Here is an 18,832-nt window from a genome sequence, read left to right as displayed (position 1 = left end):
AGTGGGCGGGATGTGGGCGGGATGTGGGCGGGATGTGGGCGGGATGTGGGCGGGATGTGGGCTATCGGGGCGATCCGGCCCGGTCCGTTTGCTACACTCCCGCCATTCCCCGCATTCCAACCGAATTCAACCGGCACGCTCCATGGCACAGTACGTTTTCACCATGAACCGCGTGGGCAAGATCGTTCCGCCCAAGCGTCACATTCTCAAGGACATCTCGCTGTCCTTCTTCCCGGGTGCCAAGATCGGCGTGCTGGGCCTGAACGGCTCGGGCAAGTCCACGCTGCTGAAGATCATGGCCGGTCTCGACAAGGAGATCGAAGGCGAAGCCACGCCGATGCCGAACCTGAACATCGGCTACCTGCCGCAGGAACCGCAGCTCGACCCCGAGCAGACCGTTCGTGAATCGGTGGAAGAAGCGCTGGGCGGCGTGTTCGAAGCCCGCAAGAAGCTCGACGAAATCTACGCGGCCTATGCCGAGCCGGACGCCGACTTCGACGCGCTGGCCGCCGACCAGGCCAAGTACGAGGCCATCCTGGCCGCCAGCGATGGCAACAACGTCGAACTGCAGCTGGAAATCGCCGCCGACGCGCTGCGCCTGCCGCCGTGGGACGCCAGGATCGGCAACCTGTCGGGCGGTGAAAAGCGTCGCGTGGCGCTGTGCCGCCTGCTGCTGTCGCGCCCAGACATGCTGCTGCTCGACGAACCGACCAACCACCTTGACGCCGAATCGGTGGATTGGCTCGAACAGTTCCTGACGCGCTTCCCGGGCACCGTGGTGGCCGTCACCCACGATCGCTACTTCCTGGACAACGCCGCCGAGTGGATCCTGGAACTGGACCGCGGCCATGGCATTCCCTGGAAGGGCAACTACAGCTCGTGGCTGGAGCAGAAGGAAGACCGCCTGAAGCAGGAAGAGGCCACGGAGTCGGCCCGCCAGAAGGCGCTGAACAAGGAACTGGAATGGGTGCGCCAGAACCCGAAGGGCCGCCAGGCCAAGTCCAAGGCGCGTCTGGCCCGTTTCGACGAGCTGAACAGCCAGGAATACCAGAAGCGCAACGAAACCCAGGAAATCTTCATCCCCGTGGGTGAGCGCCTGGGTAACGAGGTTATCGAGTTCGACAACGTCAGCAAGGGTTTTGGCGACCGCATGCTGATCGAGAACCTGAGCTTCAAGGTGCCGCCGGGCGCCATCGTCGGCATCATCGGCCCGAACGGCGCCGGCAAGTCGACATTCTTCAAGATGCTGACCGGCAAGGAACAGCCTGACAGCGGCGAGATCAAGATCGGGCCGACCGTGAAGATGGCGTTCGTGGACCAGAGCCGCGACGCGCTGGATGGCAGCAAGACCGTGTTCGAGGAAATCTCGGGCGGCTCGGACATCCTGACCGTGGGCCGGTACGAAACGCCGTCGCGCGCGTATATCGGCCGCTTCAACTTCAAGGGCGGCGACCAGCAGAAGACCGTGGGCACGCTGTCCGGTGGTGAGCGCGGCCGTCTGCACATGGCCAAGACGCTGATCGCCGGCGGCAACGTGCTGCTGCTGGACGAACCATCGAACGACCTTGACGTGGAAACGCTGCGCGCGCTGGAAGACGCATTGCTGGAATTCGCCGGCTGCGTCATGGTGATCTCCCACGACCGCTGGTTCCTGGACCGTATCGCCACCCACATCCTCGCCTTCGAAGGCGATTCGCATGTGGAGTTCTTCCCGGGCAACTACCAGGAATACGAAGCCGACAAGAGGAAGCGCCTGGGCGAAGAAGCCGCCAAGCCGAAGCGCATCCGCTACAAGCCGATTACTCGCTGATTGGCGAAAGTGTTGGTTTGCTCCCCTCTCCCGCGCGCGGGAGAGGGGAGCAACCCCGACGCATCGAATCAAGCCCTCACCAGCCTCACCAGCGTGATCTCCGACGGCGCGCCAAACCGCTTTGGCGGCCCCCAGTAGCCCGTTCCGCGGCTCACGTAGATCCACATGCTTTCATGCCGGTTCAGCCCATGCACATAGGGCTGCTGCATCGGCACGAACAGGTTCCACGGCCAGAACTGGCCGCCGTGGGTGTGTCCCGACAGTTGCAGGTCGAATCCGGCCGCGGCGGCAGCCGGAGCCGAGCGGGGCTGGTGCGCCAGCAGCACGCGTGCCGCGGCATTGGCCGGCGCGCCGTGCAGCGCGCGCACGGGGTCGCTACGGTGGCTTTCGATAAAGCCGCCGGCCGTGAAATCGGTCACGCCGCCCAGCACCAGCGACGCATCGCCCCGGGCCACCACCACGTGCTCGTTCAGCAGCACGCGCAGGCCCAGCCGCGTCAGTTCCTCGATCCACGGCTCCGCGCCCGAGTAGTACTCGTGGTTGCCGGTCACGACGTAGGCCCCGTGCTTTGCCGATAGCCGCGCAAATGGCGCCGTGTGGGCCGACAGCTCGCGCACCGAACCATCGACCAGATCGCCCGTAATGGCGATGGCGTCGGGCTTCAGGCCGTTCACACTATCGACGATGCGGTTCAGGTAGGGCGCCTTGATGGTGGGCCCCACGTGGATGTCGCTGATCTGCGCGATCGTAAATCCTTCAAATTCTTGAGGCAGGTTGGCGATCGGCACATCTACCTTCTTCACTCGCGCCAAGCCGCGTGCATTGAAGTAGCCGATCACGGACACGGCAACCGCCAGCCCCACCACCGCCGACGCACTGTAGAACGCCAGCCCGGCTGGCTGCCAGCGGGCCAGCATCGCCACCAGCAGGAAGATGTCACGCGCAAACGTCAGCACCAGCAGCGATGAGAAGAATCCCATCGCGAGCATGCCGATCCAGCTCAGCTTGTCGGCCCATCCGCTGGCCAGACGCCGCGCCATCAGTGCGGCCGGAATCAGCAATGTCGAGGCAATCAGCCACAGCACGGCCAGCATATGGATGGCGGCCGGCAGGGGCAGGGCAGGCAGCAGCCGCGCGCCGATGTAGGCATGCAGCGCGGCAACGATGGCGGTAGGAACCAGCAGGGAACGGCGGGAGCGCCTGGTACTCATGGCAGGGGGCGTCAGAGTCGGATTCGAGTGTAGGTGAGGCTGCGCAAGCGGGGCTTCAAGAGGCTGTTTCAAACGAAAAATGGACTATGCACCACTTTGAGGCGCCTCATGTGATCTGTCGGGTTTCTGCAGGTCCCATGAATGTTTTCGCCGCACATTGTTCCTGCAACCGCACTAATTTAGATTCATCTGACGCCGAACGCTGGAGATTCCATGTCCTTTGCGAAGCCCGCCCGTCTGGGCCAGACGTTGCTTGCCGCGGCGCTGGTTGCCGCGCTACCGCCGGCGGTGCTGGCGACCACGTCCGCCACCAAGTCCGCCACCACCCCCAGTGCCGCGCAGAAGCTGGCGCCACTGAGCTGGCCGCGCAATTTCGAGGTGGCTGGCGATCACGTGGAGCTGTACCAGCCCGAAATCGAGAAATGGGACGGCAACCGGATGTCGGGCCGTGCCGCCGTGGCCATTGGCGCCAAGGAAGGCACACCGGTCTATGGTGTGGCGCGGTTCTCGGCGCAGGCCGATATCGACAAGCCGTCGTCGCTGGTGCAACTGACGAATATCCAGATCGACAGCGTGGACGTGCCCACCCGCCCCGACGCCGCCGACAAGGTGCGGCAGGCGCTGATCAACCGGCTGTCGCCGCAGGGCCTGACCGTGCCGCTGGAAGAACTGCAGGCCAGCTACGCGGTGTCGCAGCAGCTGGCGAAGGCGCAGCGCGTGCCGGTGAAGAACGACGCCCCGCAGATCCTGTTTGCCACCACGCCCACGGTGCTGGTGCATGTCGACGGCGACCCGGCATGGCGCCAGGTGGCCGGCACATCGTACGAGCGCGCCATCAACAGCCGCTCGCTGCTGCTGCGCGATCAGGGCGGCGAACTGTGGCTGCAGGCGGCCGGCTACTGGTATCGCTCGGAATCGGCCGGCGGCACGTGGGAGCCCGTTGCCAGCCCGCCCGCCGCGTTGGTGGGCGCCGCCGGCAAGATGACGGCGTCGAAGGACGAGCCCAAGCCTGATCCGATGATGCCTGCCGACGGCAAGAAGCCGTCGCGCGCGCCGGCGGTGCTGATGGCCACGCAGCCGGCCGAACTGATCCTGACATCGGGCGAGCCGCAGATGACGCCGGTGGGCGGCACCGGCCTGCTGACGATGTCGAATGCCGATCATGCGGTGTTCATCGATCCGTCTGGCAATCAGACCTATGTGCTGATCTCGGGCCGCTGGTTCCGCGCCGCGATGCTCAACGGGCCGTGGGAATACGTGCCCGGCACGCAACTGCCGGCCGAGTTCGCGAAGATTTCTCCGCAGGACCCGAAGGCAAACGTGCTGGTATCGGTGCCCGGCACGCCGCAGGCCCGCGAGGCCGAGATCGCCGCGACGATCCCCCAGACGGCGTCGGTGTCGCGCACCAAGGCCGTCACGGCGGTGACCTTCGATGGCACGCCGAAGTTCGAATCGATCACCGGCACGTCGCTGCGCTACGCGGTCAACACCGGCACGCCCGTGATCGAGGTCGATTCGTCGCATTACTACGCGGTGGTCAACGGCGTCTGGTTCACGGCCAGCGCGCCGGGCGGCCCCTGGCAGGTAGCCACCGAAGTGCCATCGGCCATCTACACCATTCCGCCCAGTTCGCCGCTTTACTACGTGACGTACGTGCGCATCTACTCGGTCACGCCCACCACGGTGGTGGTGGGCTATACGCCGGGCTACCTGGGCGTGGTGGTCAACCCGGACGGCACCGTGGTCTACGGCACCGGTTATGTCTATCCACCGTACGTCGGCGCGTATTACTACGGCTATCCCGTGACCTATGGGTATGGCGCGGGATTTGGCATCGGCATTGCCGAAGGGTTTGCGTTCGGTTTCGCGGCCGGCGCCATCTGGGGCACGGCCGCGCCGTACTGGGGCCCGTACTGGTATGGCGGCGGCAGCTTCGTCAATGTCAACCAGGCGAATTTCTATGGCCGATGGGGGCAGGGTACGGTGACCCATGCAGAAGGCTGGAACGCCTGGACGGGCACGCAGTGGCGCGGTACCGCCGGTGCCGGCTACAACCCGGCCACGGGCGCGCGCTTCCAGGGCAGCCAGGGCGCCGCGTTCAATCCGTATTCGGGCAACTACGCGGCGGGGCGGCAGGGATCGTTTGCCAATCCGTCAACAGGGCGCGAGGGCGCCGCGCGCGGCGGCGTGGCCGGCAACGAATACACGGGCAACTATGCGGCAGGCCGGCAGGCGGCTGGCTACAACGCCCAGACCGGACGCATCGGCGCAGGCGAAGCGGGCATCGCCGGCAATACGCAGACCGGCCAGTACACGGCCGGTAGCCGTGGCTTTGTTGCCAATCCGAACAAGGACAATGCCGTGGTCTGGAACAACGGCAACGTCTACGCGGGCCATGACGGCAACGTCTACCAGCACACCGACGACGGCTGGCAGAAGCACACCACCAATGGCTGGGAACCCGTGCAGCAGAACAGTGAAATGCAGGGGCGCCTGGATCAGCAGCGCCAGGCGCGGCAGGCCGGGCAGCAGCGCTTCAGCAGCGCGGCGGCGCAGCAGTGGCAGGGGCGGTTTGCGGGAGGCGGCGGAAGGTTCGGCGGCGGTGGTGGCCGGTTCCATGGAGGGTTCCGGCGATAGGGGCTCGTCGCCCATTGTTTGCGCCCGTCTCCCGCGCGGGAGAGGGCCGGGAGAGAGGGCAAGGCGATTCAAATGAAGACCATCGCCCATTGAGCCGTCCGCCCTCGCCCTGAATCCCACTCTTGCAAGTGGGAGAGGATACCCATCAGCGACGCGGTGACCACTCGCCCTTGCGGACGCCCATCGCCGTCACCAGCCCATAGGCGGTAATGCCCAGCGCAACGCCCAGGAAATGGCCGTCGAGGCCCATCCCTGCCACGTTGGCAAGCACCCAGCCGCCGCCGGCGGCCAGGCCGATCCGGCTCAGGCCGGCGACGATCGGCCAGCGCATGCGCGCGGCACCCAGCGACGCGAAATAGAGCGCCATGCCAAGCCCGAACCCGCCGAATGCCGGGCCGACCCACGACAACGCACGCGCCGCGATGGCGGCCACTTCCGCATCCTTGGTGAACAGCGCGGCGAACTGCGCCGGCGCCAGCCCCACCGCCGCGCCGACACTGCCTGCCAGCAGCAGCGCCAGCAGCGCCCCCACCCAGGCAGTGCGACGCGCCGTGTGCCAGTCGCCAGCGCCCACCGAGCGGCCCACCAGCGCCGTCAGGGCCGAGCCCACGCCGAAGGCCAACGGAATCATCAGGAATTCCAGCCGCGCCGAAATGCCATACGCCGCCACGGCGGTCGTGCCGTAGTGGCGCAGTTGCGCCGTGACCAGGATCGTCGTCAGGTTGGCGACCGACGCCAGCGCGCAGGCGATCAGGCCGACCGCCAGAATCCGGTGGAACAGCGCGCCCGACAGCTTCACGCGCAGTGTCGGCACAAAGCCCGCGCCACCGCGCATCACCACCCAGGCCATCATCAGCGCGGCCGCCCACGATGCCACCGCCAGCCCCGCGCCAATCCCGGCCAGTCCCATGCCCAGCCCTTCGGCAAACCACCATGCCAACACCGGGAACAGGATCCACATGCCGGCCAGCACGCGGGCGGCCAGCGCGTGGCGGCCGCCCCCGCGCAGCACCGACGCCAGCGTGTTCGCCAGCCACGCCGGCACCGCACCGAGGCCGAACAGCCAGATCGCATAGGTCGCCGCCGCGTCGGCCGCCGTGCTGCCGCCCACGGCGCCAAACACCTGGCGCGGGAAGCCCGCCAGCGCAATGGCAAAGGCCAGGCCGGCCGTCACCGCGATGATCATCGCGTGCATCACCAGCGACGATGCGTCGTCGCGCTTTCCGGCGCCCAGCGCGCGGGCGATGGCCGACACCACGCCGCCGCCCATCGCCCCGGCAGACATCTGCTGCAGCAGCAGCGCAAACGGCAGCACCACCGCCCAGCCGGCCAGTGCCGCCGTGCCCTGGCGCGCGGCCAGCCAGGTTTCGATCAGCTGGGAGCCGGCCTGCAGGAAGGCCACGAGGCTGGTGGGCGCCGCGAGCACCGCAATGCGCCGCGCGATCTCGCCGTTCGACACCGGTTCGATGGCGGCGCGCGGGCCGTCCAGGGTCAATGCGTCAGGCTTGCTCATCGGCGGCCTCCGCAGTGGTTTGCGCGCCAAAGCGCTCGCGCAGATACCGGCCGGCGCCGGGGCCAGGCCGCACGCGCAGGTCGTCGGCGGTGATCGTGCTGCCATCGGCACGGGTCAGGCACCCCGCAACGATCTCGCTGCCATCGCGCTTGTCTTCCAGCACGGTCAGCGGGCCCTTGTCATCGGCCAGCCAGCGGTCGGCCCAGGCCTTGAGCGAGACGTAGACCGGAAAGAAATCGCGTCCCATCTCGGTCAGCTGGTACACCTGCCGCGCGCCACCGCCGGGCGCCGGCACCTTTTCCAGCAACCCGTGCTCGACCAGGGTCTTGAGCCGGGCGCTGAGGATATTTGGCGCAATGCCCAGGTGCTTCTCGAATTCGTCGAAACGCGAGCTGCCGTAGTAGACCTCCCGTATCAGCAGGATCGCCCACCGCTCGCCCAGCATCGCCATCGACCGCGCCACCGGGCACGGCATATTGGCAAAGTCCGTGTGTGCCATCGTCTCCTCTTTTTACTTTTGATATGCAAGTAAAAGGGATAATAGCTTGCGATTTGAAAGTCGGCAGGCGATTTTTGTCAGGCTTGTGCGAATACCGGCAACCCGGTCACGGCCTCGCGCAGGAAACCGATCAGCGCCCGCGTGGCCATCGACAGGTGCGGGTTTGGCGTGGTGATGATGTAGAGCCGGTTGCCCAGCCCTTCGGGTTTCCAGTCGGGCAGCACCGGCACCAGCGTGCCCCGGCGCACATCGTCCCAGCCCATGTAGACCGGCAGCAGGCTGATGCCGTGGCCCTGGCGCACCGCGTTCATCAGGAACGGGAAGTGTTCGGATTGCAGGTAGGGCGTGATCTCCACATCGTGCCGTTCAGGTCCGCACGCCGAATCGCGGCCCAGGGTCAAGAGGAAACGTCTCGAAGTGTAGGGCGGGCACAGGAAGCGGCACTCGGCCAGGTCCGACGGCTTCTGCAGCGGCGGCGTGCGCGCCAGGTATTCGGGCGACGCGCACAGTTGCCAGCGGATGGCGCAGACCTCGCGCGCCACCGTGTCCAGCGGTGGCACCGACGTCACCTTCAGTGCCACATCGATCTCGGCCGCGATCAGGTCGGTGACGCGGTTGGCGAAGAACACCCGCAGCGAGATGCCCGGGTGCAGTTCGGCAAAGCGCAGCAGCAGCGGGGCGATAAAGGCGTCGCCCAGGCCGGTGGGCACGCTCACGCGCACATGGCCGCGCAGCGTCTTGCCCAGGCTGTCGATCTCGGCCTGTGCGGCGGCCATCTCCTGCAGGATGCGCAGGCCGTGCTCGTAGAGCGACTGGCCCGCATCGGTCATCTCCAGCCGGCGCGTGGTCCGGCGCAGCAGCATGGCGCCGGCCTGCTCCTCCAGTTGCCCAAGCTGCCGGCTGATCTGCGACCGGGTAACGCCGCGCCGGCGTCCGGCTTCGGCCAGGTTGCCCGCTTCGACGATATCCACGAAGGCCTGCACAAGGTTGAGGTCCATGCGACGACTCTGAAAGCAATGTCAAGTTTGACGCAACATTGTGATTCGGTCAGATGGGATTGTCGATGCCAGCGCGCCTCGTTAAAGTGACCAGTCATCGGTGGAGAAGGGTCGTGATCCTTCGCCACCCGCCGCACTGGAACGCACCCGCCTGCCATACAAGGAGCCCCCGCATGCCCGCAGACCTCTGGTTCGAATCGTTGCAGCGCCCCGGCGCGGAAGTGCTGGACCGCGGCATGCGGCTCGCGGGCGGGCTGCGGCGGCTGGGGCTGGAAGAAGGCGGCGTGGTGGCGGTGCTGCTGCGTAACGATCCGGTGTTTGCCGACGTGGTGTTTGCCTGCCGTACCGCCGGTACCTATTACTGCCCGATCAACTGGCATTTCATGGCCGAGGAGGTGCGCTACCTGCTGGAAGACAGCGGCGCGGGCGCGCTGATCGTCCACGCCGACCTGTTGCCGGCAATACAGGCCGTGGTGCCTGACGGCGTTGCGGTGCTGGTGGTAGGCGGCACGCATCCCGATGCCATCGAATACGAGCCGTGGCTGGCCGCGCAGGCCGCCTACGACGGCCCGCGCGTGGCGCCGCGCGGGCATCTGGCCTACACGTCAGGTACCACTGGCAGGCCGAAGGGCGTGCTGCGCCAGGCGATGCCGCTGGCGGACCTCGAAGCGCAGCAGGAACGCCTGCGCTCGCTGATCCGGCAGGCGTACGGCATCGTGCCCGGCTGCCGCGCGCTGATGTCGGCACCGCTCTATCACAGCGCGCCAAGCGTGTACGTGCAGAACGCGCTGCAGATGGCCGAGCGGCTGGTGCTGGCGCCGCGCTTCGATGCCGAGCAGGTGCTGGCGCTGGTGGAAAAGCACCGCATCGACGTGCTCTACCTGGTGCCGATCATGTATGTGCGGCTGCTGAAGCTGCCGCCCGAAGTGCGCGCCAGATATGACCTGTCGTCGATACGCTTTGTCGCGTCCACCGGCTCGCCGTGCTCGCCGGAGGTCAAGCGTGCCATGCTCGACTGGTTTGGCCCGGTGATCCACGAAACCTACGCATCGAGCGAGGCCGGGCTGGTCACCGTGGCGACGCCCGACGATGCCGCGTCCCGCCCCGGGACGGCGGGACGCCCCGTGGACGAAGCCAGCGTGCGCATCATCGACGAGCAGGGCAAGCCGTGCGCGCCGGGCGAAGTGGGCCTGGTCTACGTGCGCCAGCCCGCCTATCCCGACTTCACCTACCTGAACAACGACAAGGCCCGCCGCGCGATCGATATCGACGGCCGTGTCACGCTGGGCGACATGGGCTACGTCGATGCCGACGGCTACCTGTTTATCTGCGACCGCGCGTCGGACATGGTCATCTCGGGCGGCGTGAACATCTATCCGGCCGAGATCGAGCACGAACTGGTGCGCTATCCGGGCGTGGCGGATTGCGTGGTGTTTGGCGTGCCCGACGACGAATACGGCGAACGCCTGCACGGCGTGATCGAGCCGGTGCCGGGCGCCGACGTGCAGTCTGCGGCGGTGATCGAATGGCTGCGCGGCCGGTTGTCCGGCTTCAAGGTGCCGCGCTCGATCGAGATCGTCGAACGGCTGCCGCGCGACGAGACCGGCAAGCTCGCCAAGCGCCGGTTGCGCGACCAGCACTGGGCAGGCCGCCAGCGGCGCGTCTGATCACGACCTGCCCCACGGTTTCGCTTTGCGCCCGCTTGCGGGAGCTGAGGCGGGGAGAGGGCAGGCGTTGGCATTGCGATTCCATTCCTATAAAGCAGGAGACAACCATGCACCGTATCGCCATCAGCTTCTGTGCCGCCTTGCTGGGGGCCGCGTTTGCCGCCCCGGCCCTGGCCGCCTATCCCGACCGGCCGATCAAGCTCGTCGTTCCGTACACCCCGGGCGGGTCGACCGACCAGTTTGGCCGCGCCATGGCCGAAGGCATGGCGCGTGAACTGAAGCAGCCCGTGGTGGTGGAGAACCGCCCCGGCGCCAATACGATGGTCGGCACGCAGGGCGTGGCCCGCGCGCAGCCCGATGGCTACACGGTCCTGATGGGCAGCAGTGCCAGCATGGTGCTCAACCCGATGCTCTACAAGAAGACTGGCTATGACCCGAAGGATTTCAAGGTCATCCTGATCGGGATCGAGGTGCCGCTGGTGGTGGTGACCAACAACCAGGTGCCGGCCAGCAGCATCAAGGACTTTGCCGCCTATGCCAGGGCGGCGGGCGGGAAGCTCAACTATTCTTCGGTGGGGCTCGGCAATCCGCTGCAGCTGGCGACGGAGATGCTGAAGTCCGAACTGGGCATCGATATGACGCATGTGCCGTACAACGGCAGCGCGCCGGCGCTGGCGTCGTTGCTGGCGAATGACACGCAACTGATGGTGGACGTGGTCAGTACCTCGCTGCCCCATATCAAGGCCGGCAAGCTGAAGGCGCTGGCCGTGACGGGGCGCTCGCGGCTCGACGTCCTGCCCAACGTGCCGACCGTGGCCGAAAGCGGGTATCCGAACTTCCACGCCGCCACGTGGTTCGGCCTGGCCGTGCCGGCACAGACGCCGCCGGATGCGGTGGCGAAACTGCAGGCCGCCGCGTCGCACGTGCTGACCGAGACGCCGTTTCGCAACACGTTCAACGCGCTGGGGCTGATCGTGCAGCAGCCGCGCAGCCAGGCGGAGATCGATCGCTATGTGCAGGCCGATCGCGAGAACTGGGGCAAGGTCATCCGCGCCAACAGCATCAGCCTGGACTGATGCCCACGGTGCGGGGAAGGTGCGGGACCGGTCTCGGCGACGGGCGGGAAGCGTATAGTTGAGGGCGTTTTGCCACGCCCCCGCCTGCTCCCGCCTGCTTTTCGCAGCGACGCCATGACCGATCCTGTCGACCCGCCCGATTCGAACCTTCCCGATTCCACTTCGCCATCCGAGCCCGCAGCGCGCCGCGACCGGCTCGGCAAACTGCGTTTTCACGCGCGTCGCGCGGCGCACCGCAAGACGCGCCAGGTGGGGCGGATCTCGCGCGTGTCGATGCGCTACGCGGTGTTCATGTGCGGCGCGGGCGGGGTGGCGCTGTTCTCGATGGTCTTCGCCTACATCGCCGAAGTCGCACTGCGCTGGAATGCGAAGCTGACCACCGCCACACCGTGGCTGGCCTTCGTGATGCTGCCCTTCGGGCTGGCTGCGCTGCGGTGGCTGACGATCCGGCTGGCACCCCAGGCGCGCGGCTCGGGCATTCCGCAGGTGATCGCGGCCGTGACGCTGCCGCCGGCCGGCGTGGCGCAGACCGTGCTCGTTTCGTTCCGGCAATCGATGTGGAAGGTGCTGCTGACCGCCGGGGCGCTCCTGGCCGGTGCATCGGTGGGGCGCGAGGGGCCGTCGGTGCAGGTGGGTGCCGCCGCCATGCTGGCCTGGGGGCAGTGGTGCCAGCAGAAGCTGCGCTTCCGCATCGGCTTTCATCCGAGTTCGCTGATCGCGGCCGGTGCGGCGGGCGGCCTGGCTGCGGCATTCAACACGCCGCTGGCCGGGGTGGTGTTCGCCATCGAGGAACTGGGGCGCGGCACGGCCGTGCGGTGGGACAGGCTGGTGCTGTCCGGCGTGCTGACGGCGGGCTTCCTGTCACTGGCCGTGCTTGGCAACAATCCATACTTCAGCGTCAAGGTGCCGATGCTGGTGCTGCACGACGTGTGGGGACCGGTCCTGTTGTGCGCGGTGGTCAACGGTGTGATGGGCGGGCTCTTCGCCAAGCTGCTGATTCGCGGCGTGCCCGGGCTGGTGCCCTCGGCATGGCGTGGCTGGACGACGGCGCATCCGGTGTGGGTGGCCTTCCTGTGCGGGCTGGTCGTGGCGGCGGTGGGCTGGGCCACTGCCGGTGCCACGTTCGGCACGGGCTACGAACAGGCGTCCGGATTGATCAATGGCGAGCCGCACAGCACGTTGTGGTTCGGGGTGGCGAAATTCGTGGCGACGGTGGTGTCGTACTTCGCCGGCATCCCGGGCGGGATCTTCACGCCGTCGCTGGCTATTGGCGCCGGCATCGGTGCCAATATTGCCGATTTCGTGACCCATTTCATGTCCGGCATGGCCGAACCGCGCGTGCTGGCGCTGGTATCGATGGCGGCCTTCCTGGCGGCTGCCACCCAGGCCCCGATCACCGCCAGCGTGATCGTCATGGAAATGACGCGCACGCAGGACCTGACCATTTACCTGCTGGCGGCATCGCTGCTGGCGTCGTTCCTGTCGCGCCAGTTCAATCCGCATCCGTTCTATCACCACATGGGCCATGCTTTCCGCCGCGAGGCGATGGCGATCGCGCGCAAGGAAATCGCCACGTGACGCGCGGAAAACCGGCTGGATAGTGGCGCAAACTTCTCTCGCATCGTGGCGTAACAGGCGGTTACAAACTTCCCTTGGCGGAGGTTCGCAGAAGTGTGGGTTTGGCATCGAAGCGCCGTAGCGGACGCATGCGCGATGTCTTAACATCTGCTGCGCATTGACCGGCGGCAGTAGATCGGCCGGCAGTGCATGTGTACCGGCGGCACAGATCTCGTCGGCCAGGCATTCGATGCATTTCGGGGGGAGCAGGAGATGGCCACACAACGTCCGGGCGGCACGCGCCCGTCCACGCCGCGCACTGGCGCACCGCACACCGCGCACACCAGCAAGTCCCGCGACAGCGCCCAGGGGCTCGACCTTGCCGCGGACACTGCCATCTGGCATACACGTGGCCTGCAGACCAACAGCCGCATGCGCGCTCCGGTAGCCCGGCGCACGGCGGCGCCACGCCAACTGCCGCCGAGTCCGGTGCCGAAGCTGATCCTGTGGGCGGTGCTGATCGGCGTTGCGCTGGTATGCTTCCATGCCGTGAAGCGTATGCTCTGATCCCGCCTGTCGACCCGGCATCACACCGTTGATGCCGCGTATCCCCGGCAGGAACCCTTGGGACGGAGCCGGCTCCAACGCGGAGCCGTTTTCAGGAGTGTGTTTTGAGATTTCCAATTGCCGGGCTGGCCGTTGCCGCCCTGCTGGCGACGTCCGTCGCCCAAGCCGCGCCGGCTGCGCCCGCCGCACCGGTCGCACAGGCAGCGCAGCCTGCCGCCAAGGCCCCGGGTGCCGCTGCGGCAGCCCTCCTCGACGGCAAGGACCGTTTCTCGACGATGCTCGACACGCTCGAGATCGGCAGCCCGTTGCCCGCGTTGCCCGATTGCGCAGACCACCGCACCCCCGATGGCAAGGACGTGACCGCGTACTGCGTGGAGTTGCGTGGCGACGGCGTGATGCGCCAGGTCGGCGTGCCGCGTGACCAGCGGCCCGCGTTCATGGACGGGCCGCGCCTGGTGGCACTGGTGGATGGCAATGCGCTGGTGGGTGTCATCGTGCCGACCGACGGCATCCGGTCGCAGGACGCCGCCGCGCAGGCGCTCAATGCCCGCTACGGCAAGCCGTTCCGCCAGGAAATGGTGGACATGAAGGACACGGCCGGCAAGAGCGTGCGGAGCATCCACGCAGGCTGGATGCGCAAGCCGCTGACCGTGGAGCTTTACGCGATTCCCGAGAATCCGGCCGAAGGCACCATCGAACTGCTGCTGCCGCAGGCGCGTGCGCTGATGGCAAACCGCGATGCCGAAGTGGCAAAGTCGCTGGCGCCGCCGCCGGCCCCGGCGGGCAAGGGTGGCAAGTCCGACAAGGCGGACAAGGCTGCTGACAAGACTGCGGACAAGGCCGAAAAGACGGACAAGGCCGACAAGAAGGCCCCGGCCAAGCCGGTCAACCCGGGTAGCTGGTAAATCGGCGGCCAGGCGGCAGGGCAGCAGCCTGCCGCCAGATCCGCGGGACGCGCCAGCGTCAGAGGCCTTCCATCACCTTGTCCAGGCCGCGCACCACGCCGCGCACGGTGTGGACCTTGCGGATGGCCAGCAGCGCGCCGGACACATAGGGCTTGGAGCCGTCGCCGGCTTCGTGCCTGAGATGCAGGCGCTGCCCATCGGCACCGAAGATCACCTCGACACCAAGCTGGTATCCCGGCAGCCGCACGGCATGCACCTGCGTGCCGGACATCGTGGCGCCACGCGTTTCCTGCGGGCCGTTGACCTGGTCCACCGGCACGGCCTGCGCCGCCTGCTTGATCTGACCTAGCCGAAACGCCAGTTCGCGCACCGTGCCGGACGGCACGTCGACCTTGCCAGCCTTGGCGTAATCGATGATTTCCCAGTGGTCGAGGTGGCGCGCCGCCATCTCGGCAAACTTCTGCAGCAGCACCACCGTGATCGCGAAGTTGCCGCAGGCCAGCACGCCGCGGTCGGCCTTGCGCGCGGCGGCGTCGATCTCGGCGTAGTCGTCATCGGACAGGCCCGACGTACCTACCACCACATGCGCGCCGTGCGCCAGGGCCTGCAGGATGTTGTGCTTGGCGATGACCGGCTTGGTGTATTCGACGTAGACGTCATACGGCGTCTTGCCTAACTCCTCGATGCTGGGCGCCGCCACGCCCGGCGTGTCCTTGTGGCCGGTCAGGCCTGCCAGGGTCTGGCCCGCCGCGCCGCGCGACAGCCCAGCCACCAGCGTCATGTCGGCAGCGTGCGCCACGCCGCGTGCCAGTTCGCCGCCGGCCCAGCCCGTGACGCCGCCCACGGCAACGCGAATGGTTTCACTCATAGCTGTTCTCCTGAATCCATGGCGAGGGAGGCAAGCATAGCGCGCCCGGTTCAAGCGCGCTGGCTGCGCCCGCGCGTCCTGGAGCGGCGGGGGTTAGCCCGCCGCGCGCCGCCGGTCGATCTTGCGGGCCAGCACGATCGACGTGGTCGTGTGGTTCACGCCGTCGAGCATGCCGATCTCGTCGAGCAGCTTGTCCAGCCGCGCGTGGGTGTCGCATCGGATCACGGCCATATAGTCCACCGGCCCGCTGACCGAATTCAGTTCCTCCACCTCGGGAAACCGCTGCAGCGCGCGCACCACGGACGGTGCCGCCTTTGGCTGCACCGACAGCCCGCAGAATGCCAGGATTGCGTTGTCCTCCATCTGGCTGCCCAGCCGCACGCCGTATCCGGCGATCACGCCCGTGCGTTCGAGCCGGGCAATGCGCGCCACCACTGTCGTGCGCGCGATACCCAGCGCGCGCGACAGGTTGGCCGCGCTCTCCCGCGCATTGGCCTGCAGCAAGGCCAGCAGGTGCCGGTCGGTCTGGTCGAGGTCTGCCATGGTCGTCGATGACGATTCGTCAAATTGCTATGTCAATACGACCGATTATGCCGGGGTTTCGTCAATCTTGTGGCTACAAAACGTGCGCGCGGCTGCCCATACTTCAGTCACCAACAACAAGTTTCTGACGGAGTCAGCCATGCAGGCTTCCACGCTCGGTCCCGCCTCGGTGCGCGACCTGACTCTCGCCCCCCGTCCGCTTTCGGTGGTGGTGCTCGGTGCCGGCAAGATCGGCCGGGTGATTGCCACCATGCTTGCCGATACCGGCGACTACCGCGTCTGCCTGGTCGATCACGACGCCCACCGGCTTGATGGCGTGCCGCGCAACATCGAGGTACGGGCCGGCGACCCGACCGAGCCGGGCACCTGCGCGGCGCTGCTGGCCGGGGCCGACGCGGTGATGAACGCGCTGCCGTTTCACGCCGCCATCCATGTCGCCACGGTGGCCGCGCGCCTGGGCGTGCATTACTTCGACCTGACCGAGGACGTGGCGGCCACCCATGCCATCCGCGCGCTGGCCGGTGGCGCGCGGTCGGTGCTGATGCCGCAATGCGGGCTGGCGCCGGGTTTCATCGGTGTGGTCGGGCATGACCTCGCGCAACGCTTCCTGCGCGGCGGCGGCGAACTGCACGACCTGCGCATGCGCGTGGGGGCGCTGCCGCGCTACCCGAGCAATGCGCTCAAGTACAACCTGACGTGGAGCACCGAGGGGCTGATCAACGAATACTGCAACCCGTGCGAGGCCATCGTGGACGGGCGTCGCGTGGAGCTGCCCGCGCTGGAGGGGCACGAGACCTTCGCACTGGACGGCGTGGAGTACGAAGCCTTTAATACCTCTGGAGGGCTGGGCACGCTGCCCGACACGCTGGCTGGCCGTGCGCGCCAGGTCGACTACAAGTCCATCCGCTATCCCGGCCACTGTGCGCAGATGAAGCTGCTGCTGAACGACTTGCGGCTGCGCGAGCGGCGCGAATGGCTGCGCGAGATTTTCGAGCACGCCATTCCGGTGACCGCGCAGGATGTGGTGGTGGTGTTCGCCAGCGCCACCGGCCATCCGCCCGGCGCGCGGGGCGAGGGCAAGCGCGGGCCGCTGACGCAGGCGTCGTTTTCCGCGCGCATCGGCGGCATGGACGATTTCGCGGGCATCGGCCATGTCAATGCAATCCAGCTGACCACGGCGGCAGGCATCTGCACCGCGCTGGATCTCGTGGCGACCGGCGTGCTGCCGCAGTCGGGATTCGTGAAACAGGAAGCCATGCCGCTCGACCGCTTTCTGGCCAACCGCTTCGGCCAGCATTACGCGCGGCACCCACTACAGGAGACGCTCGCATGAAAGCGCAGGAATTTGCCGAATGCTGGCAGGCCATGGGCCTGCCACTGCCATGGACCGCAACCAGCACCGCCGCGCCGGGCACGCTGGCCGTGCGTTCGCCGATCGACGGCGAGGTGTTTGGCCAGGTGCCGGTGTGTTCGCCCGCCGATGCCGATACGCGCATCGCCCGCGCGCATGCGGCGCAGAGTGTCTGGGCGCTGATGCCGGCGCCGGCGCGTGGCGAGGTGGTGCGCCACCTGGGCGAGGCGCTGCGCGTCCACAAGGCGGCGCTGGGCCGGCTGGTGGCGCTGGAGGCCGGCAAGATCCTGCAGGAAGGGCTGGGCGAAGTGCAGGAGATGATCGATATCTGCGACTTTGCCGTGGGCATGTCGCGCCAGTTGCATGGGCTGACGATTGCCTCGGAGCGCCCCGCGCATGCGATGCGCGAGACCTGGCATCCGTACGGGCTGTGCGGCGTGATCTCGGCGTTCAACTTCCCGGTGGCCGTGTGGGCGTGGAATGCCGCGCTGGCGCTGGTGTGCGGCAATGGCGTGGTGTGGAAGCCTTCGGAAAAGACGCCGCTGTGCGCGCTGGCCGTGCAGGGCGTGCTCGACCGCGTGTTCGATGACCATGCGCCGCAGCTTGCAGGGCTGTGCTGCGTGCTGATGGGCGGACGCCAGCTGGGCCAGGCGCTGGTGCAACATCCGTCGGTACGGCTGATGAGCGCGACGGGCTCCACGCGCATGGGCCGCGAGGTCGGCATGGCCTGCGCCGCGCACTTCAAGCGCGCCATCCTGGAGCTGGGCGGCAACAATGCCGCCATCGTCGCACCATCGGCCAACCTGGAACTGACCATCCGCGCGATGACGTTTGCGGCAGCCGGCACGGCCGGTCAGCGCTGTACCACGCTGCGCCGTGCCTTTGTGCATGCCGATCTGATCGAGGCGGTGACGCAGCGCCTGCGTCAGGTATATGCGCGCCTGCCAGTGGGCGATCCGCTGCAGGACGGCACGCTGGTCGGGCCATTGATCGATGCGGCTGCCGGCGATGCCATGGCTAACGCGCTGGCCAGCTGCCGCGCGCAGGGCAACGTCGTGCATGGTGGCGAACGGCTGCTGGCCGACCGCTTTCCGCGTGCCTGCTACGTGCGGCCGGCGCTGGTGCTGACCGACACCCAGCATGACACCATGCTGACCGAAACCTTCGCGCCCATCCTTTACCTGATGCCATACACATCGCTGGATGAAGCCATCGCGCTGAACAACGCGGCATCGCATGGCCTGTCATCCTGCATCTTCACGGAGTCGCTGCGCGAGGCGGAGATGTTCATGTCGGGGGCGGGCAGCGACTGCGGCATCGCCAACGTCAATATCGGCACCAGCGGCGCGGAGATCGGCGGTGCGTTCGGCGGCGAGAAGGCAACGGGCGGTGGCCGGGAATCGGGGTCCGATGCGTGGAAGGGCTATATGCGCAGGGCCACCAATACCATCAACTATGGAGACACCTTGCCGCTGGCCCAGGGCATCCGCTTCGACGTGTGAACGGGCTGGCCGCTTACGTGCAGGGAGTCGTTGCGAATCGTAACAATGGTTACAGCGCCTTGACGCTGTATTACCGAACCCACCCGTATAACGTTCTTAAGGACAGCGCATTGAGATGACGCAATGCC

Annotated in this window: 15 protein-coding genes; 9 read left to right on the top strand and 6 right to left on the bottom strand. The window is 67.3% G+C overall.

The window, feature by feature from the left end:
- The first annotated feature begins 142 nt into the window (after window positions 1-142).
- On the top strand, window positions 143-1,810 hold the full coding sequence (gene ettA / locus A9J21_RS08745) for an energy-dependent translational throttle protein EttA (RefSeq protein WP_066734130.1): 1,668 nt from the start codon (window positions 143-145) through the stop codon (window positions 1,808-1,810).
- Window positions 1,811-1,878: 68 nt separating this feature from the next.
- Here the strand turns inward: ettA and A9J21_RS08740 are convergent, their stop codons facing one another.
- Entirely contained in the window at window positions 1,879-3,021 is a 1,143-nt protein-coding gene (locus A9J21_RS08740; RefSeq protein ID WP_066734127.1) for a metallophosphoesterase, read from the bottom strand.
- 213 nt (window positions 3,022-3,234) lie between these two features.
- On the opposite strand from A9J21_RS08740, the gene A9J21_RS08735 reads away from it, so the two are divergent.
- Entirely contained in the window at window positions 3,235-5,658 is a 2,424-nt protein-coding gene (locus A9J21_RS08735) for a carbohydrate-binding family V/XII (RefSeq protein WP_066734119.1), read from the top strand.
- Between the two features lie 145 nt (window positions 5,659-5,803).
- Here the strand turns inward: A9J21_RS08735 and A9J21_RS08730 are convergent, their stop codons facing one another.
- The 3 genes from A9J21_RS08730 to A9J21_RS08720 form a co-directional block, all read right to left on the bottom strand.
- Entirely contained in the window at window positions 5,804-7,171 is a 1,368-nt protein-coding gene (locus tag A9J21_RS08730; protein WP_066734116.1) for an MATE family efflux transporter, read from the bottom strand.
- Window positions 7,158-7,670, bottom strand: coding sequence for a helix-turn-helix domain-containing protein (locus A9J21_RS08725; RefSeq protein WP_066734113.1), 513 nt, complete (start codon window positions 7,668-7,670; stop codon window positions 7,158-7,160). Before A9J21_RS08725 ends, A9J21_RS08730 begins: the two co-directional genes overlap by 14 nt.
- Before the next feature lie 77 nt (window positions 7,671-7,747).
- Window positions 7,748-8,668, bottom strand: coding sequence for a LysR family transcriptional regulator (locus A9J21_RS08720; protein WP_066734110.1), 921 nt, complete (start codon window positions 8,666-8,668; stop codon window positions 7,748-7,750).
- 173 nt (window positions 8,669-8,841) lie between these two features.
- Here A9J21_RS08720 and A9J21_RS08715 point away from each other — a divergent pair, with 173 nt between their 5' ends.
- The 5 genes from A9J21_RS08715 (at window position 8,842) to A9J21_RS08695 (ending at window position 14,440) form a co-directional block, all read left to right on the top strand.
- Complete coding sequence (locus tag A9J21_RS08715; protein ID WP_066734103.1) at window positions 8,842-10,335, top strand: acyl-CoA synthetase; 1,494 nt, start codon at window positions 8,842-8,844, stop codon at window positions 10,333-10,335.
- Between the two features lie 107 nt (window positions 10,336-10,442).
- A complete protein-coding gene (locus A9J21_RS08710; RefSeq protein WP_066734096.1) occupies window positions 10,443-11,411 on the top strand; it encodes a tripartite tricarboxylate transporter substrate binding protein in 969 nt (322 codons plus the stop codon).
- 114 nt (window positions 11,412-11,525) lie between these two features.
- A complete protein-coding gene (locus A9J21_RS08705; RefSeq protein WP_066734092.1) occupies window positions 11,526-12,989 on the top strand; it encodes a chloride channel protein in 1,464 nt (487 codons plus the stop codon).
- Window positions 12,990-13,241: 252 nt separating this feature from the next.
- On the top strand, window positions 13,242-13,535 hold the full coding sequence (locus A9J21_RS08700; protein ID WP_066734135.1) for a hypothetical protein: 294 nt from the start codon (window positions 13,242-13,244) through the stop codon (window positions 13,533-13,535).
- A 104-nt stretch (window positions 13,536-13,639) separates the two neighbouring features.
- Window positions 13,640-14,440, top strand: coding sequence for a hypothetical protein (locus A9J21_RS08695; RefSeq protein WP_066734089.1), 801 nt, complete (start codon window positions 13,640-13,642; stop codon window positions 14,438-14,440).
- A gap of 58 nt (window positions 14,441-14,498) precedes the next feature.
- Here the strand turns inward: A9J21_RS08695 and dapB are convergent, their stop codons facing one another.
- Both dapB and A9J21_RS08685 read right to left on the bottom strand, forming a co-directional pair.
- Window positions 14,499-15,308, bottom strand: coding sequence for a 4-hydroxy-tetrahydrodipicolinate reductase (gene dapB / locus A9J21_RS08690; RefSeq protein WP_066734085.1), 810 nt, complete (start codon window positions 15,306-15,308; stop codon window positions 14,499-14,501).
- 93 nt (window positions 15,309-15,401) lie between these two features.
- Complete coding sequence (locus A9J21_RS08685) at window positions 15,402-15,851, bottom strand: Lrp/AsnC family transcriptional regulator (protein ID WP_066734082.1); 450 nt, start codon at window positions 15,849-15,851, stop codon at window positions 15,402-15,404.
- 139 nt (window positions 15,852-15,990) lie between these two features.
- Here A9J21_RS08685 and A9J21_RS08680 point away from each other — a divergent pair, with 139 nt between their 5' ends.
- Both A9J21_RS08680 and A9J21_RS08675 read left to right on the top strand, forming a co-directional pair.
- Entirely contained in the window at window positions 15,991-17,184 is a 1,194-nt protein-coding gene (locus tag A9J21_RS08680) for a saccharopine dehydrogenase family protein (protein ID WP_066734079.1), read from the top strand.
- Window positions 17,181-18,704 carry an aldehyde dehydrogenase family protein gene (locus A9J21_RS08675; RefSeq protein WP_066734076.1) on the top strand — a complete coding sequence of 508 codons (1,524 nt, stop codon included), beginning with the start codon at window positions 17,181-17,183 and terminating at the stop codon, window positions 18,702-18,704. The genes A9J21_RS08680 and A9J21_RS08675 overlap by 4 nt, the downstream gene beginning before the upstream one ends.
- The last annotated feature ends 128 nt before the right edge of the window (window positions 18,705-18,832 follow it).

Origin of the sequence: Cupriavidus sp. D384 (assembly GCF_001652915.1) — a bacterium.
In the GTDB taxonomy this organism is placed as follows: Bacteria; Pseudomonadota; Gammaproteobacteria; order Burkholderiales; family Burkholderiaceae; genus Cupriavidus.
The sequence above is the reverse complement of the archived record's forward strand: the minus strand, read 5'-3'. Positions and strand labels throughout refer to the sequence as shown.